This is a genomic window from Georgenia yuyongxinii (genome assembly GCF_006352065.1).
In the GTDB taxonomy this organism is placed as follows: domain Bacteria; phylum Actinomycetota; class Actinomycetes; order Actinomycetales; family Actinomycetaceae; genus Georgenia; species Georgenia yuyongxinii.
Genome location: NZ_CP040915.1, coordinates 2,832,704 through 2,848,296, shown reverse-complemented (window position 1 = coordinate 2,848,296; position 15,593 = coordinate 2,832,704). Strand labels below are relative to the sequence as shown.

Annotated in this window: 19 protein-coding genes and 2 pseudogenes; 9 read left to right on the top strand and 12 right to left on the bottom strand. The window is 71.9% G+C overall.

Annotated elements, in window-relative coordinates; genetic code table 11:
* Window positions 1-69 precede the first annotated feature (69 nt).
* Together FE374_RS13020 and FE374_RS13015 are read right to left on the bottom strand one after the other, a co-directional pair.
* A complete protein-coding gene (locus FE374_RS13020) occupies window positions 70-573 on the bottom strand; it encodes a hypothetical protein (protein WP_139927298.1) in 504 nt (167 codons plus the stop codon).
* A 240-nt stretch (window positions 574-813) separates the two neighbouring features.
* Entirely contained in the window at window positions 814-1,203 is a 390-nt protein-coding gene (locus tag FE374_RS13015) for an STAS domain-containing protein (protein ID WP_139929622.1), read from the bottom strand.
* A 472-nt stretch (window positions 1,204-1,675) separates the two neighbouring features.
* Here FE374_RS13015 and FE374_RS13010 point away from each other — a divergent pair, with 472 nt between their 5' ends.
* Window positions 1,676-2,620, top strand: coding sequence for a VOC family protein (locus FE374_RS13010; RefSeq protein ID WP_230978302.1), 945 nt, complete (start codon window positions 1,676-1,678; stop codon window positions 2,618-2,620).
* 92 nt (window positions 2,621-2,712) lie between these two features.
* On the opposite strand, the gene FE374_RS13005 is transcribed toward FE374_RS13010, so the two are convergent.
* The 6 genes from FE374_RS13005 to FE374_RS12980 all read right to left on the bottom strand — a co-directional run bounded on the left by FE374_RS13005 (window position 2,713) and on the right by FE374_RS12980 (window position 6,740).
* On the bottom strand, window positions 2,713-3,372 hold the full coding sequence (locus FE374_RS13005) for an OmpA family protein (RefSeq protein ID WP_139929621.1): 660 nt from the start codon (window positions 3,370-3,372) through the stop codon (window positions 2,713-2,715).
* Window positions 3,369-3,962 (bottom strand): hypothetical protein, encoded by a 594-nt coding sequence (locus tag FE374_RS13000; protein ID WP_139929620.1) that lies wholly within the window; start codon window positions 3,960-3,962, stop codon window positions 3,369-3,371. The genes FE374_RS13005 and FE374_RS13000 overlap by 4 nt, the downstream gene beginning before the upstream one ends.
* Before the next feature lie 227 nt (window positions 3,963-4,189).
* Entirely contained in the window at window positions 4,190-4,675 is a 486-nt protein-coding gene (locus FE374_RS12995) for a dihydrofolate reductase (RefSeq protein WP_139929619.1), read from the bottom strand.
* A gap of 8 nt (window positions 4,676-4,683) precedes the next feature.
* A complete protein-coding gene (locus FE374_RS12990; protein WP_139931584.1) occupies window positions 4,684-5,478 on the bottom strand; it encodes a thymidylate synthase in 795 nt (264 codons plus the stop codon).
* A gap of 32 nt (window positions 5,479-5,510) precedes the next feature.
* Complete coding sequence (locus tag FE374_RS12985; protein WP_139929618.1) at window positions 5,511-6,182, bottom strand: CPBP family glutamic-type intramembrane protease; 672 nt, start codon at window positions 6,180-6,182, stop codon at window positions 5,511-5,513.
* A gap of 126 nt (window positions 6,183-6,308) precedes the next feature.
* Window positions 6,309-6,740: an Hsp20/alpha crystallin family protein gene (locus FE374_RS12980; protein WP_139929617.1), complete on the bottom strand. Its 432-nt coding sequence runs from the start codon at window positions 6,738-6,740 to the stop codon at window positions 6,309-6,311.
* Between the two features lie 279 nt (window positions 6,741-7,019).
* Here FE374_RS12980 and FE374_RS12975 point away from each other — a divergent pair, with 279 nt between their 5' ends.
* Window positions 7,020-7,313 (top strand): hypothetical protein, encoded by a 294-nt coding sequence (locus FE374_RS12975; RefSeq protein ID WP_139929616.1) that lies wholly within the window; start codon window positions 7,020-7,022, stop codon window positions 7,311-7,313.
* 301 nt (window positions 7,314-7,614) lie between these two features.
* Here the strand turns inward: FE374_RS12975 and FE374_RS12970 are convergent.
* Window positions 7,615-7,846, bottom strand: a pseudogene (locus FE374_RS12970) (hypothetical protein); the annotation flags it as partial.
* Window positions 7,847-8,101: 255 nt separating this feature from the next.
* On the opposite strand from FE374_RS12970, the gene FE374_RS12965 reads away from it, so the two are divergent.
* The 7 genes and pseudogenes from FE374_RS12965 (at window position 8,102) to FE374_RS12940 (ending at window position 12,771) form a co-directional block, all read left to right on the top strand.
* Window positions 8,102-8,587, top strand: a complete 486-nt coding sequence (locus FE374_RS12965) for a DUF1269 domain-containing protein (RefSeq protein WP_139929615.1) — start codon at window positions 8,102-8,104, stop codon at window positions 8,585-8,587.
* 65 nt (window positions 8,588-8,652) lie between these two features.
* Window positions 8,653-9,072: an META domain-containing protein gene (locus FE374_RS12960; RefSeq protein WP_139929614.1), complete on the top strand. Its 420-nt coding sequence runs from the start codon at window positions 8,653-8,655 to the stop codon at window positions 9,070-9,072.
* Window positions 9,069-9,575: an SLC13 family permease gene (locus FE374_RS20225; RefSeq protein WP_330998414.1), complete on the top strand. Its 507-nt coding sequence runs from the start codon at window positions 9,069-9,071 to the stop codon at window positions 9,573-9,575. The genes FE374_RS12960 and FE374_RS20225 overlap by 4 nt, the downstream gene beginning before the upstream one ends.
* A 92-nt stretch (window positions 9,576-9,667) precedes the next feature.
* Window positions 9,668-11,044: pseudogene (locus FE374_RS12950) on the top strand (leucyl aminopeptidase family protein); the annotation flags it as partial.
* Between the two features lie 38 nt (window positions 11,045-11,082).
* Window positions 11,083-11,229 carry a hypothetical protein gene (locus FE374_RS19890; RefSeq protein ID WP_230978300.1) on the top strand — a complete coding sequence of 49 codons (147 nt, stop codon included), beginning with the start codon at window positions 11,083-11,085 and terminating at the stop codon, window positions 11,227-11,229.
* The gene (locus FE374_RS12945; RefSeq protein ID WP_139929613.1) at window positions 11,226-12,428 is read left to right on the top strand and encodes a hypothetical protein; all 1,203 of its coding nucleotides are present in this window, start codon (window positions 11,226-11,228) and stop codon (window positions 12,426-12,428) included. Before FE374_RS19890 ends, FE374_RS12945 begins: the two co-directional genes overlap by 4 nt.
* A gap of 79 nt (window positions 12,429-12,507) precedes the next feature.
* Window positions 12,508-12,771, top strand: coding sequence for a metal-sensitive transcriptional regulator (locus FE374_RS12940; RefSeq protein WP_139929612.1), 264 nt, complete (start codon window positions 12,508-12,510; stop codon window positions 12,769-12,771).
* Between the two features lie 45 nt (window positions 12,772-12,816).
* On the opposite strand, the gene FE374_RS12935 is transcribed toward FE374_RS12940, so the two are convergent.
* From FE374_RS12935 to FE374_RS12925, 3 genes are all read right to left on the bottom strand, one after another.
* Window positions 12,817-13,221, bottom strand: coding sequence for a DUF302 domain-containing protein (locus FE374_RS12935; RefSeq protein WP_139929611.1), 405 nt, complete (start codon window positions 13,219-13,221; stop codon window positions 12,817-12,819).
* A gap of 218 nt (window positions 13,222-13,439) precedes the next feature.
* Window positions 13,440-15,182 carry an FAD-dependent oxidoreductase gene (locus FE374_RS12930; protein ID WP_139929610.1) on the bottom strand — a complete coding sequence of 581 codons (1,743 nt, stop codon included), beginning with the start codon at window positions 15,180-15,182 and terminating at the stop codon, window positions 13,440-13,442.
* A complete protein-coding gene (locus FE374_RS12925) occupies window positions 15,179-15,559 on the bottom strand; it encodes a rhodanese-like domain-containing protein (protein ID WP_139929609.1) in 381 nt (126 codons plus the stop codon). Before FE374_RS12925 ends, FE374_RS12930 begins: the two co-directional genes overlap by 4 nt.
* Between the last annotated feature and the right edge of the window lie 34 nt (window positions 15,560-15,593).

Sequence of the window (15,593 nt, the reverse complement as noted above, 5' to 3'; positions counted from 1 at the left end):
GCTGAGGCGAGCGGCCTGTGCTGCGCCGCTCGCCTCAGCGGGGGGCCGCGGTGAGGCGGCCCTCATCTGTCAGTCGTTGTGGGCGTCGTCGCGGGTGTAGTTCTCGGTGCGCTCGTCGTCGTCGCCCTCGATCTCCTTGGCGAGCATGGCGGCGCCGACGGCCCAGATCGCGGCGCCGATGAGGCCGATCCACACGCCGATGTCGGAGGAGAGGTCGTCGCCGCGCTCGAGGCCGCCCATCGGGTTGATGGCGAAGGCGAGGCACTGCAGGGTCGCGGCGATGCCGACGGCCATCGTGACGAGGGTGAGGCCGCGGTGCTGGCCACGGCGTGCGCGCTTGGTGGCGTAGACCAGGGCGAGGAGCAGGCCCAGGCCGAGGTAGGCGATGAAGGGCACGAGGGAGTCGGTCTCGTACCCGGTTCGGGGGTCGGCGCCGTCGGCCGGGTTGACCCAGTTCATGAACGGGGAGATGTTGAAGACAAGGATGCCGGCGGCCGCTGCGGCGAGCCCGGTGGTCCTGGCCCGTCGGGTGTCGCGGGTCGCGGAGGTGGCGTTCGTGCGCGGTGCAGTCATGTGAGATCCGTTCTGGGGAAATGAGAAGGCGGCACGGGGGCGGTCGGCTGGACCGGGTGTGCGCCACGGGAGGTAGCAGCCTGACCTGTGCGACCGGAGGCCGCATCTTGGGCTGACTTACGAGTCGTGGTGAATGCGTCCAGGCCAAGAGCGTGCGGAGTGCAGCGGCCAGGCCAGGCCAGGCCAGGCCAGAGAAGCGTGCGGGGTGGCCGGGCCCGGCCGAGAGCGGCCGGTGCGGGCTCAAGCTGATGTGGTGACCGACGCCTGGTGGACGGCGGTGGCGGCGGGCAGGGCCCCGTCGTGGTCGACGACGTCGACGAGCTCGCCGATCATGGTGACGTCGAGCAGGAACCGGACCACGTCGGACGGGCTGATGAAGATGGGGCGCTGGTCGGTGTGCTGGGTAAGCCGGCTCAAAGTAGTGATCGCTGACGAGTCCATGAAGGTGACGTGGCGGGTATCGACCTCGACCGGCTGGTCGTACCGCACGGCCTCCCGGACAGCTCGGAGCAGGTCTGCCTTGGTGGCCAGGTCGAGCTCGCCGGAGAGCACCAGGCGGACGCGATCCTCCAGGGCGAACAGCGCGACGGTGCCGGGCTCGGGCTCGGGGAGCGGGGAGTGGGCAGCCATGGTGGCCTCTTCTCCCGAAGTGGGGTATCCACTTCGGTTGGTCCGGGCGATGCACGCGAATCCACGCGACGGTCACAACGCGTTCGTCGCGTCCTTCTCGGCTGGGGCCGGAGGGCGACACGGTTCGTGTGAGTGGTGCTGAACGGGTCGGCACCCGCTGACGATGCGTGTTCTGCTACGCGATGTTTACATAGTAAGTCTACGATGTAGATCTACACAATAGGGACCGGTCTGCATGGGTCCGGAGCCGTTCGGTGAAGAGTGCAGTGCCCAAATCACGGAAGTCCACCAGCGGGGTAGCGTCGCAGCCGGCCGCCCCGCGCCATCGTGAGCCCGTACGGCCCGCCCGGCGTCGTGGACATGACCGGGCTCACGCGGCCAGGTGTGGACCAGGGCGGCGGCGAGGAATACTGTGGGCGCAGCAGATGTTGAAGCATCAAGTAATGATCCGTCCCACTCGCGAGGAGTCCTCATGACCGAGACCGTCCAGCACGCCGCCCCCGCGCCCACCCGCGCCGTCGAGGAGCTGCTGCCGGCCAGCACCTCCATGGGCGCCGTCACCCTCCTCGTGGGCGACCTCGACCTCATGACCCGGTACTACCGCGACGCCGTCATGCTCACGGTGATGCGGGCCGAAGGCAACGAGGTGGTGATGGGTCGTCATGGCACGCCGCTGCTCGTGCTGCGGCACGACCCCTCGCTCCCGCCCGGCTCACCGCGCAGCGCGGGCCTGTTCCACACCGCGATCCTCTTCGAGGACCAGGCCGCCCTGGCCGCCGTCCTCGCGTCCGTCGCGGTCCGGGCGCCGGGCACCTACGCCGGCGCCGGCGACCACGACGTCTCCGAGGCCTTCTATTTCACCGACCCGGAGGGCAACGGCGTCGAGCTGTACGTCGACCGCCCCCGCGAGACGTGGGAGTGGACCAACGGCCAGGTCAAGATGGGCACCAAGTGGCTCGACCCCAACCGTTTCCTCGCCGAGCACCTCACGGACGCCGCCCGCGAGATCATCGCGACGGCCGACCCCACCATCCCCACCACGCCCGCCTCCGGGCTGGCCGGTGCCGTCGTCGGTCACGTGCACCTGCAGGTCGGCGACGTGGCCACCGCGCGGGACTTCTACGTGCGCACGCTGGGCTTTGAGGAGACGACCAGCCTCGGCAACCAGGCGCTGTTCGTCTCCGCCGGTGGTTACCACCACCACATGGCGATGAACACCTGGAACAGCGCGGGCGCCGGCCCGCGCGTGCCCGCCCTGGGCCTGGGCACGGTCGACATCGTGCTGCCCAGCACCGAGCAGGTTGCCGCAGTGTCGGGCCGGCTGGCGGCCGACGGGGTCCAGCTTCGTCACGACGGCGCCGTGCTGCGTCTGAACGACCCCTGGAACAACCTCATCGAGATCCGCGCCGCGGCCTGACCCGCGAGCACCTGCCGGTTGCGCGGCGCGCGAGCGCCGCAGCCCGACGACGACGGCCCGCCCACGAGCTCGTGGGCGGGCCGTCGCGGCGCTCAGCCCGCGTAGACGATCTCCACCCGGCGGTTCGCCGCCCGGGTCGAGGGATCCTCCGGCTTCTCCGTCACGGCCGGCCGGGTGGCGGCGAAGCCGGCGACGTCGAGGAGGAGGTCGGGTCGCTCGGCCCGGACGACGGCGGCCACGGCCTCGGCCCGGGCGGTGGACAGCCGGTGGTTGTCCACCGCGCCCTGGACGGAGTCGGTGTGCCCGTGCACCTGCACCGCCGCGCCGTCGGGGATCTGGCCGACGAGCTCGCCGACCCGGCCGGCGGCGGTCGTGGGCAGCTCGGCGCTGTCCGGCGTGAACAGGACGTCCGTGGCGAGGGTGATCGTGGTCTGTGCGCCCTCGGTCTGCACCTGCTCGACGCTGCGCACTGTGTCCGCGGTGTCCCACGCGATCACCGAGCCGGTCGGGTCCCACGCGATGACCGACCGGGCGAGCAGCTCCGCCGTGGGCTCCGGCAGCTCGTCGGGTGACGTGAAGCTGTGCGCCGCCGGTGCGAGCGTCGCAACCAGGGTGACGACGAGGGCGCCCGCGACGCCGGCGCGCGCAACTCCCACGCCCGCGACGCCGGCGCGCGCAGCTCCCGCGCCCGCGTCACCCGCGCGGGCACGTGCCCGCAGCCTGTAGGGGTGGGCGAAGGGTGACGGGCTCATCGGACGATCGGCACGTCGGTAAACTCGGGCAGCTCGTCGAGCACCCGGACGTCGATGGTGTCGATGTCGTCCTGCGGGGCGGCGAACCCGGCCCACCACAGCACCGGCTCGCCGTTGGTGGCCTCGGTGTAGACCTGGTCGGCCTCCCAGTCGGTGGTGATGTTCTCGCTGAGGATCGTGTACTCCTTGAGGTTCTGCCGGTCCACCAGCGTGGGACCGAACCCGGAGCCGACCATGTCGAAGACGGAGATCGCGGCGTCGTCGGATACCGAGGAGAACTCAGGCGTGAAGAACAGGTGCAGCGTCATCACCTCACCGTCCACCACCAGCGAGTGCAGGCCCACGGTGACCGTGTCCTGGCTGCCCGGCACCGTGTAGGTCTGCTCGGCGACGACGTCGGCCGGGTCGATGTCGGCGACCCTGGCGCTCGTCGCGGGTGGTGCGTCGGTACCCGCCTCGGCCGCCACGGTGGCTGCGTCCCCGGTGGCCCCGGCCGCTGCGGCGCCGTCCTCGGGCGAGGAGCAGGCGGCCAGGGCGACGGCCACCAGGATGCCGGCGCCGAGCAGCGCGGTGCGACGTGCGGTTCTCATGACACTCCAGATTTCGAAGGCAAACGTCCGAAACCAAGCATATCGGGCGCCCCTATCGGGCCAGGCCAGGCAAGGCCAGGCCGGCGCCGCAGCCGGTGCCGGGGGGCTGGCGCAGGCGCGTAGGGAGCACCTCGGCGCCGGTAGGAGCCGGTAGGAGTTCTCTCAGGGATGTCCTGAGGGAACTACCGGACGCAGCGATACCCCGGGTGGTCGACCCGAGAGGGGCGTTACGACGCGCGGCGGTGGAACGTGGTGAACCGGTAGTGCAGGCCGTTCGCGGCGGTGTGCCAGCCGCGGTCGGGGTCCGCGGCATCGACCTCCCAGACGCGGTCGTCGACCGCCGGGGCGCGTGTGTCGCCGTCGACCGCCAGGTCGATGTCGGTGACCACCAGCCGGTCGGCGCGGGACAGGGCCTCGGCGAAGACCTGCCCGCCGCCGATCACCCAGGCGTCGCTAGTCAGGCGCAGGGCGTCGTCGAGCGTGCCGACCACCTCTGCGCCCTCGGCCACGAACCCCACCTGGCGGGTGAGCACGATGTTGCGGCGCCCGGGCAGTGGCCGGTAGCGCGGGTTCAGCGACTCCCAGGTGCCCCGCCCCATGACGACGGCGGAGCCGGTCGTGGCGGCACGAAAGTGCGCGAGGTCCTCGGGCAGGTGCCAGGGCATGGTGCCACCGGCACCGATGACCCGGTCGTGGGCCTGCGCCCAGATCATGCCGAGCACTAGACGGCCACCGGGGCCTTGATGGCAGGGTGGTGCCGGTAGCCGACGACCTCGACGTCGTCCCAGGTGTAGTCGAAGAGCGAGCCCGCCTTGCGCAGCTGCAGGGTGGGGAACGGGTAGGGCTCGCGGGAGAGCTGCTCGGTGACCTGGTCGACGTGGTTGTCGTAGATGTGGCAGTCGCCCCCGGTCCAGACGAAGTCGCCCACCTCGAGCCCCACCTGCTGGGCGACCATGTGCGTCAGCAGGGCGTAGGAGGCGATGTTGAACGGCACGCCGAGGAAGAGGTCTGCGCTGCGCTGGTAGAGCTGGCAGCTCAGCCGGCCGTCGGCCACGTAGAACTGGAAGAACGCGTGGCACGGCATGAGCGCCATCTGGTCCAGGTCGGCGACGTTCCAGGCCGAGACGATGATCCGGCGGGAGTCCGGGTTGGTGCGCAGGGTGTCGAGGACCTGCTGCACCTGGTCGATGTGCCGCCCGTCCGGCGTGGGCCACGAACGCCACTGCACGCCGTAGACCGGGCCGAGCTCGCCGTCGGGCCCGGCCCACTCGTCCCAGATGTGCACGCCCTTCTCCTGAAGGGGGCGCGCGTTGTGCTCACCGCGCAGGAACCAGAACAGCTCCTCCGCGACGCCGCGCAGGAACACCCGCTTGGTGGTGACGAGGGGAAAGCCCTGGCTGAGGTCGTAGCGCATCTGGTGGCCGAAGACGCTTCGGGTGCCGGTCCCGGTGCGGTCCGCCTTGGCGGTCCCACGCTCCAGGACGTGGCGCAGCAGGTCCTCGTAGGCGGTGCTCACAGGTGCGGCAGGGGCCGGCGGCGGGCTCTGGGTCACGGGTGCATCGTAGGCGGCACCGGCATTCCCAGCCGAAATCGCGCGGCCCGCACCCCGCACGCGTCGGTTGCCATGTGCGCCACGAGCACCGTGCGCAGGCCGCCGCAGCGGGCGCCGACGGCGGTGGCGGCGGCGCCCACGAGCAGTGCGCCGCCGAGGAACGGCAGCCTCCCGCGCCGGGACGGGAGCACGAGCTGAGGCGCGAGATGCCAGACGGTGAAGCCGGCCAACGGCCAGAGACGGCCCCGCGCCGCGTCGTCCGGGAACTGGGCAAGGAAGAGCGCGCGCCACAGCAGCTCCTCCGACGCGGCGTTGACCGTGGCGGTGGCGACCATGACCGCGGCCACCCGTGCGGTGACGAGACGGCGCTGCGGGACCAGCTCGGTGGCGACGGCCCCGGCCAGCGGCACGAGCAGCAGCACGGCCTCGCCGACGTGCGGGCGCCGGCCACCGCCCAGCCACCGCCACGCCTCACGCGGGCCGAGGACCCACAGCGGGAAGGCCGTGCCCCAGCCGAGCCAGTACACGGCGAAGCCGACGGCGTAGGCCCGGCGGGCGGGCAGCCTCCGCCCGAGCAGCGCGAACGCCGCGGACATCGAGACCGGCACCGTCACGGGCGCGAGCAAGGTCGCCGTCCGCCGCGCGCGCTCGTGCCCCACATGCCGCACACGGGAACGGTACGAACCAGGCGTGGGGCCCGCAAACGGCGACGGCGCCACGTGGCGCCGTCGCCGGGTGCGCAGGGTTGCCTCGTGCGGCGTCGACCCGCGACCGGGGTCAGGCCCCGACCGGGGTCAGGCCCCGGCCGGCTGCTCGATCCTGGTCGGTGTGCCCGTGTGGCTCACCTGGATCTTGCGCGGCCTGGCCTCCTCGGCCACGGGGATCGTGAGGGTCAGCACGCCGTCGGCGTAGCCGGCCTCGATCCGGTCGAGCGCGAGGCCGCTGCCCAGGGAGAGCTGGCGGGCGAAGGTGCCGGTGGGGCGCTCGTGGGAGAGCCACTGCACGTCCTCGCCCTGCTCCTTGCGCTCGGCCCGGATCGTCAGGGTGCGCTCCTCGACGTCGATGTCGATGGTCGACGGGTCGACGCCGGGCAGGTCCACCTTCGCGACGAAGCTCTCGCCCTCGCGGTAGAGGTCCAGCGGCATGCCGGGCGACGAGGGCACCTGTCGCAGGGCGTTCGTCAGCCATCGGTCGACGTCGCGGAACGGGTCGTAACGGTTGGCCATGGGTACCACCTCCACGTGCTCCTGGCCCGGACGGTCCGGGTCGGTCCCGCCGGGGTCCGTAGCTCTCGGACCGGGCGGCTGATGACTCCAGTTTTAGCACTCTCACATGGAGAGTGCTAAGCGTTGATCGCCCGCGGCGAAAGAGTTGAGCCTCCACGACGCAAGGCGCCGCTCGGCGGCGAGGCACGCAGGTTGAGCGGCGGTGTGGCCTCAGCATTGGACGCGAAGCACTCGACGCGCTGGGGTGGCGCGCGGTTGAGTGTGCGTGGAGGTGAGGTCATGTCGGTAGCGAGGAGGACACTCGTGATCGTCGGCCTGGTTGCGGCCGGGCTCCTGCTGTTGGGGGCGTGCGCAGCGGGCCTGAACCCGGAGGTGAGCCCCCGCGGTTACGGGTTCTGGTGGGGCCTGTGGCAGGGCATCATCCTGCCGATCACGTTCCTGGTGTCCCTCTTCACGGACACCGTCAACATCTACGAGGTCGACAACAACGGGAACTGGTACGACTTCGGATTTGTCCTCGGGCTCGCGTTCTTCTCTGCACCCGTGATCGCGCTGCGCGGCCGCCGGTCCTGACGGCGGCCGGCGCGACGGCTCACGGCGGGCCCCCCGCCGGGCCGCACACCACAGCAGGACCTGTGTGGCCGACTCCTTCAGCTTGCCGTTCGCCCACTTCATCCGGCGCTTGCTCTCGGCCCCGTAACGCTGGGCGAGCTCGACCAGCTCCGTGTCCTTCAGACTCTGCGCCGCATGGGCGATGAGCTCCCAGTCGGCGCAGACCCCGGCAGCCCCGGTGTAGATGCCGCGCAGGTCCCGGAGCAGGGGCAGCGCAACCTCACCCCGGCGCCCCATCAGGTCGGCGGCCTTCTCGCGCACCTACTCGGTCGCCCGCGCGGCCCCGGACCCCGACCATGCGGCCGTCCTTGACGACGATGTCGAGCGCGTCGCCGTTGGAGTGCAGGACCGAGGCCGACTGCACCCACCGGTCGACGTCGGCGGGATCGACGCCGTCGGCGAGGTAGCTGTCCACACGCACCGGCCAGGTCTCACCGACCCCGGTACGGCGTGCGGGTGCCCAAGGGTTGTGCGATCCGGTCCGTCCTGGCCATCGGACACCTCCAGACGAGCGAGCGCATGGCCCGGTCAGGGAAGTGAACTCCGGCCGAGGACCGATCGCCAACGGACCACGACGTGGCGAAACGAACCCGCGACGCCTTCGGGTCCCGGCCCTCACCGGACCATCCGTTCCGGATGAGCCACGCTCCGGGCATGGGCGAGAGGCTAGGACGGCGCACGCACCGAGGAGAACCGAGAAGCAGCGGTCAACCTCGAAGAATCTGACCACCGAGAAGAAGGAGTCCGACGTGTCCGAGCTGATCATCCTGGGATATGACGACCACGCCACGGCGCAGCAGGCGTACGCGAAGGTCCTTGACCTGCAGCGGGACTTCGTGGTGAACCTGACCGGGCTCGCCGTGGTCGAGGTCGACGCCGAGGGCAAGAAGCACGTGGACACCCCGTCAAAGATCGTCGGCGCCTCCGCGGCCTCCGGCGCGCTGTGGGGCGCGATCTTCGGCCTGCTCTTCCTCGTGCCCGGCGTCGGGCTCCTGCTCGGTGGCGCCCTGGGGGCCGTGACCGGGAAGCTGGGAAAGTCAGGCATCGACCATGCCTTCAAGGAGCGGGTCGAGAACATGCTCGAACCCGGCAAGGCCGCCGTCGTGGTCATGGCCGGGAAGCTCACCGAGGACAAGTTCGCCGCTGCGATGCGTGAGTTCGGTGGCACCGTGCTGCAGACCTCCCTCTCCGAGGAGGACGAGAAGGAGCTCGCCGACGAGCTGGGGGCCGGCTGAGCGCGCGTGAGGCGGAAGCTGCCGTGAACGCTCGCCGGAGGGTCGGCCCTCGCCGCAGGGGCCGGGTGGCAGGCCGCGGGCGCGCCGTGCCCGCCGGCTCGCTCGTGCTCGCTGCCAGCCTCCTCGCCGCCTGTGGCGTCGGGGTGGCTGAGGGCGGTCCTGACCTTGTGGGCAAGGCCTTCGTCTCGACCGAGGTGCGCGGGCACGACCTCGTCGCGGACTCACAGGTCCGGCTCATCTTCGGCGAGGACACCATCTCGGCGGTGGCCGGGTGCAACACCCTCTCCGGCGGCGCGAGCTGGGACGGCGGCACCCTCGCCGTCGACGACGCCCTGGCCACCACGATGATGGCCTGCTCCGGCGAGCTGATGGACCAGGACGCCTGGCTCGAGCAGCTCCTGCTGTCCGGGCCGACCCTGAACCTGGACGGGGAGACGCTGACCGTCGGGGACGACGCCGACGGCCTCACCCTCGAGCAGGAGTGACCGGCCCGGACCGCACAGAGAGCCGCGACGGACATGGATCCCGCTGTCACCAGCCTCGCGGTGCTGGCCGTGGCGGCGGCGCTGTTCCTGTGGAACCGGCTGCCGGTGAGCGTGGTCGCCGTCGCCACCGCGCTGTCTTTGTACCTCACCGGGGTGCTGGACGCCGGGCGGCCCTCGCAGGGTTCGGGGACCCGATCGTCGTGTTCGTCGCATCCCTCTTAGTCATCAGCGAGGCGCTGGACGCGACCGGGGTGACGACCTGGGCCGGCCGGGCCCTGACCGACCGCGCCGGCACCGGCGTGCGGTCGTTGCTCGTCGCCGTGATGGTCCTCGCCGGGGTGCTCACCGCCGTCGTCAGTCCGAACGGGTCGGTGGCCGCACTGCGGCCGATGGTCGTGGTCGTGGCCGTCCGCGGTGGACACCCGCCGTCGCACATGGTGATGCCGCTCGCCTTCGCCGCCCACGCGGGATCGGTGCTGGCGCTGTCCGGCAGAACGGAGTGACCCGGAACGGGTGATGCGTGAACGCGCTGCACTGGCGGACCGTGGCGCGTGCAGGCACGGGCGCGGGCCCGTTCGCGCCAAGGAGGCTGCTCATGTCGCGTCGCCCCAACAAGGTCATCCCCGACACCTTCACCCCGATCCCGTCCCAGCGGGCACAGGTCGACGTCCGGGCGGTCGACGCCGTCGCGGACGTGGCGGCGACCGGCGTCGTCGTCCATACCGACGCCGACGTCGCCGCCGAGCTCGGCCTGTCCCGCGACGCCCTCTCCCGCGCCGGCTTCGACGCGAAGGTGGGCAGTGTGCTGATCGTGGCGCGTGAGTCCGCCCCGCTGGCTCTCGCCGTGGGTGGCGGCGCGCTCGCCGAGCAGAGCGTGGGCGCCGTGCGCGACGCCGCGGCCGCGTTCGCCCGCGCCGCCCCCCGTGCCGGGGCGGTCGGGCTGCGGCTGCCTGCCCTCGGCGGCGTGGACGCCCGGGCCGCCGCCCAGGCACTTACCGAAGGGACGCTCCTGGCCCGCTACCGGTACTCGGTGCTGCGGGCCGAGCCCAAGGAGACCGCCCTGACCTCGGTGCGGCTCGCGCTCGACGGCGCCGACCGCGCGGAGGTGGAGGCGGGCATCGCGGCCGGCCTCGTCACCGTCCGCGCCACCGCGCTCGCCCGCGACCTGGCGAACACCCCGCCCGGCCACCTCACGGCCCTGGACCTGGCGGACGTCGCCGTCCAGCTCGGGCCCGTCCACGGCTTCGACGTCGAGGTGTTCGGGCTGGCCGAGCTCGTGGAGATGGGGTGCGGCGGCCTGCTCGGGGTCAACCGGGGCAGCGCCGAGGAGCCGCGCCTGGTCAAGCTCACCTACACGCCGGCGGACGGCGAGGCCGCGGCGGGGCACCTCGTCCTGGTCGGCAAGGGCATCATGTACGACTCCGGCGGCATCAGCCTGAAGCCCTCGGATCCCATGCACCTGCTCATGAAGATGGACATGGGTGGCGCCGCCGCGATCCTCGGGACCTTCACCGCGCTGCGCGATGCCGGGGTGACCTGCCGGGTGACCGGCTTCCTGGCGTGCACCGACAACATGCCCTCCGGCTCCGCGTACGTGCTCGGCGACGTGCTCCACGCCCGTGGTGGCAAGACCATCGAGGTGCGCAACACCGACGCCGAGGGCCGCCTGGCGATGAGCGACGCCCTGGTCCTCGCCACCGAGGAGAGCCCCTCCGCCGTCGTGACCATCGCCACCCTCACCGGGGCCGCCCTCGCGGCCCTCGGCCCGAGGGTCGCCGCCCTGCTCGGCAACCACCAGGGTGTGGTCGACCAGGTCCGGGCCGCCGGCGCCGCCACGGACGAGCCCGCCTGGCAGCTGCCGCTCCAGCGCAGCTACCGCGAGCAGCTCGACTCCGAGATTGCCGACATCGCAAACCTGGGCGGACCGCACGCGGGCGCCATCACCGCCGCACTGTTCCTGGACGACTTCGTCGGCGAGGTGCCCTGGGCGCACCTGGACATCTCGGGACGATGCAGGTCGACAAGGACAAGGCGTGGCGCTCGAAGGGCGCCACCGGGTACGGGGCGCGCCTGCTCCTCGAGCTGGCACGCCGGTTCACCGAGCCGGTCGGGAGCCCCGGTCCCGGGGCCGGCGACCAGGGGAGGACCGGCGCATGAACCCGGTGCTCGCATTCGTCGTCGTCATGGCGATCTGGACGGTCAGCGACTTCATCTCGAAGAAAACGAAGTCGCTGCTGTCCTCACTGTTCGTGGCGTCGATCATCTTCCTGGTGGGGTTCCTCACCGGTCTTTTCCCCGAGGACCTGCTCTCCAGCTCGGCGCTGTTGGGGCTGGGAGGCGTGGTGGTCGGGTTCATCATCGTCCACCTCGGCACCCTGATCAGCATCGAGGACTTCAAAAAGCAGTGGAAGACCTTGCTGATCGGCATCTCGACCGTGATCGGCATCGGGGTGCTGCTCCTCGTCGCGGCGCTGATCTTCGGGGGCCGGGCGCCGCGCGGGTACGACGGGGTCGCCAGCGCCCTGGACTTCGTCATCGCCGGGACCGGGGCCCTGAGCGGTGGCACGATCTCCGTCCTGATCGTCCAGGAGGCGGCGCTCGGCTACGGCCTGACCGCCGTGGCGATCTTCCCCGTGCTCATCGCCGCGCTGCAGGGCCTGGTCGGCTTCCCGCTGACCTCGCTCATCCTGCGCCAGGAGGCCCGGCGCCTCAAAGGCGAGTACCGCGCCGGGAACCTCCCCACGCCGGTCACCGCGACGAGCGAGACCGAGCGGGCGACCCGGCTGCCGGCCGCACTGCAGACCACGGCTGGGACGTTGCTGGTGGTTGGCGCCGTCGTGCTGGTCTCGATCCTGCTCAACGACCTCACCGACGGCATCCTCAACACCTTCGTCGTCGCCCTGATCCTGGGCATCACCCTGCGCGCCACCGGAGTGTTCAAGCCCTCCGTCCTGGGCGGCATCGACGCCCTCGGGCTCATGATGATCTCCATCCTCATCCTGGTGTTCGCGCCGCTGGCCGGGGTGTCACCCTCGGACGTCGCAGCGCTCGCACTCCCGCTCCTGCTGGCGTTCGTGTTCGGTCTGGTCGGTATCGCCGTGTTCGCCGGCGTGGTGGGAAAGCTCCTCGGCTACAGCATCTCCATGTCGATCGGCATCGGCCTGACCGCGCTCTACGGCTTCCCCGGCACGCTGATCCTCAGCCAGGAGGCCGCGAAGGGGGCGGGGGAGAGCCCGGAGGAGGTCGCGGCGATCGAGGCCGACATCCTGCCGAAGATGATCGTGGCCGGCTTCTCCACCGTCACGATCACCTCGGTGGTGGTCACTAGCATCATCGCCTCGGGCATCGGCTCCTGATCCGGCCAAGACGACGCCGCCGTTCGGAGCTGCCCGTACCCGGTGGGGTATCCTCGGGAAGCCACGAGAGGGGTCCGTCATGCAGCTCGACCGCGACGAGATGGGCAAGGTCGTCAACCGGCTGAAGCGTGCGCAGGGCCAGCTGGCCGGCGTCGTGCGGATGCTTGACGAGGGGCGGGACTGCGAGGACGTCGTCACCCAGCTCTCCGCTGTCTCGCGCGCCCTGGACCGAGCCGGGTTCGCGATCATCGCCACGGGCATGAAGCAGTGCCTCGTGGAGTCCGACGGCGAGCAGACGCTCGACGTCCAGAAGCTGGAGAAGCTGTTCTTGTCGTTGGCGTGATGACGCCTTGTCGCGGCGTGACCAAGGCGCGTCCTCGCCCTTGAGTCAGCCGCTCTGGCGCTGCTCGAGGCTTTCCAGCGCTGCCCGCAGCCGTTTGGCGGCCTCGTCGGCCACCGGCCGGAGCGCCTCGTTGCCGGTGACAGCGACCATCACGGCGGGGTCGAGGGCCTCCACGGTGGTCCGATCCCCGGCGGTGGCGCGCACCACGACGTTGCAGGGCAGGAGCAGCCCGACGGACTCCTCGGCCAGCAGTGCACGGTGTGCCAGCGGCGGGTTGCAGGCACCGAGGATGACCTGCCCGGTGGTCTCGACACCGAGCTTGGCCCGCAGCGTCGCCGCCATGTCGATCTCGGTGAGGATGCCGAACCCCTGCTCGGCGAGCGCTTCCTTCACTGCGGGCACGATCCGGTCGAACGGCTGGTCGAGCGTGAGGGTCATGCCGTAGCTCATGGTGCTCCTCGCGTCTCAGCGGCAGGTGCAGCGCTGCTCGGGGCTGACGTCGGCCATGACGGCGTCGACGTGCATGCCGCACCCGGTCCACGTGGTCTTGCCGCAGCGGTCGCAGCCGGTGGGACTGCACATGTGGTGCTCCTTCGTCTGTGCCGGTTGTGACGGGGATTCGATGACGTCGGGCCCGGACGAGCCGGCGCCGAACGGCGACGCACAGCTCAGCGCCGGCCGGCGACGGACAGCTCCGCCCGGCCGACACCTGGGCGCGCGGCCTGCAGCGTGAGCCAGCCGCCGGAGAGGTTGCGGGCGTCGAGACCCTCGGCGAGCAGCACGCGGGTGGCGAGGTAGGAGCGCACACCGCTGGCGCAGCGCACGCTGATCGGGCGTCCTGCGGCTGCCTCGCGCACGGCGCGCAGGTGCTGTCGTAGCTCGGTGTGCGGGATGTTCAGGGCGCCGTCGAGGTGCCCGCCGTCGTACTCCGCGCGGGAGCGCACGTCGAGCACCAGGGTGGTCGCCAGGACCTCGTCGAGCTCCCAGGCCTGCCACTGCGGCATGGTGCCGTCGAGGACGTTCTGGGCGACGAAGCCGAGCATGTTGACCGGGTCCTTGGCCGAGCCGTAGGGCGGGGCGTAGGCCAGCTCGAGCTCGGCGAGGTCGTCCGCGCCCATCCCGGCGCGGATCGCGGTGGCGAGCACGTCGATGCGCTTGTCCACGCCCGCCCGGCCCACCGCCTGGGCGCCCAGCAGGGCGCCGTCGGGGGCGAAGCTGGCGACGAGGTGGATCTGCTCCGCGCCGGGGAAGTAGCCGGCGTGGTGGGCGGGGTGCAGGTGGACGACCTCGTGATCGATTCCGGCCGCGCGTAGCTGGGTCTGGCTCGCGCCGGTCACCGCGGCCGTAAGTCCGAAGACGCGCACGATGGCAGTGCCCAGCACGGGCGCCTGGGGGGTGGTGCGCCGGCCGCAGACTGAGTCGGCGGCCCGGCGGCCCTGCCTGTTGGCGGGGCCGGCGAGAGGGACGGGGGCTGTCGCGCCGGTAACGGCCTGGATGACCTCGACGGCGTCGCCGACGGCCCAGATCTGGGGGTCGGACGTGCGTTGGTCGGCGTCGACCCGGATCGCGCCGCGGGCCCCGAGTTCCAGGCCGGCGTCTCGGGCCAGCCTGCTGGCCGGCCGCACGCCGACGTTGACGACGACGAGATCGGCGGAGAGGACGGCGCCGTCGGACAGAGTCACGCTCGCGGCGCCGGCGGAACCGGTATCCATGGCGGCGACCGACTGGGCGGAGGCGCCCAGGTGCAGGTGCACGCCGTGCGTGAGCAGCTCCTCGGCCAGCAGGGGCGCGAGCTCAGCGTCCAGGGGTGGCAGCACGTGGTCGGCGAGCTCGACGAGGTGGACGCGCAGCCCCCGGGCGACCAGCGCCTCGACGGCCTCGAGCCCGATGAACCCGGCGCCGACGACCACGGCGGTGGGTGCGTCCTGCCCGGACGCGTCCGTCAGGGCGTCGATCCGGGCGCGCACGCGGTCCACGTCGGGCACGGTCCGCAGCGAGTGCACCACGGGGTGGTCGAGACCGTCGATAGGTGGGCGCACCGCCTCGGCGCCGGGGGCGAGGATCAGCGCGTCGTAGGGCAGCGTGTACGTCCCCGCCGCGCTCCGCACCGTCACCTTCCGGACCGCGCGGTCGATCGAGAGCGCCCGGTGGCCCGTGCGGACGTCGAGGTCCAGGGTCCGCGCGAGCGAGGCGGGCGTGTGCAGCAGCAGCTCGCTCCGGTCGGGGATCTCGCCCGAGAGGTGGTACGGCAGGCCACAGTTGGCGAAGGAGACGTAATGGCCCTGCTCGAGGACCACGATCCGCGCGCGGGCGTCCAGCCGCCGGGCGCGCGCAGCGGCGCTCATCCCGCCGGCGACGCCGCCGACGATGACGATCCGCCGCCCGGCCGGGGCGGTGAGGTCCGACGTCATCGCCGCACCGCCCCGCCCGCGCGCTGCCAGGCCCCGAGACCGCCGGACAGGCTCGCGGCGTCGTACCCCAGCGAGCGCAGGCGCTTGGCCGCCCCGCGCGAGCGCATCCCGCTGGCGCACACGACGACGACTGGGCGGTCCGCGGGCAGGTGGCGAGCGGCCATGTCGAGCTCGCCCAGTGGGAGGTGGACCGCCTGCGGCGGGTGCCCGGTCTTCCACTCATGGCGCTCGCGGACGTCGAGGAGGCTGGCGCCCTCACGTACGGCCTGCACAGCGCGGGAGGCGTCGATCGTCGAGCCGAGGGTGCCCTCGGCCGGGGCGCCGAAGAGCCGGCGCAGGCGCTGAAGGAGGGACGTGGAGGGGGGCGCGCTGGTCATCTGGGCTCCTTTCCGTGATCACCGTATACCCGGG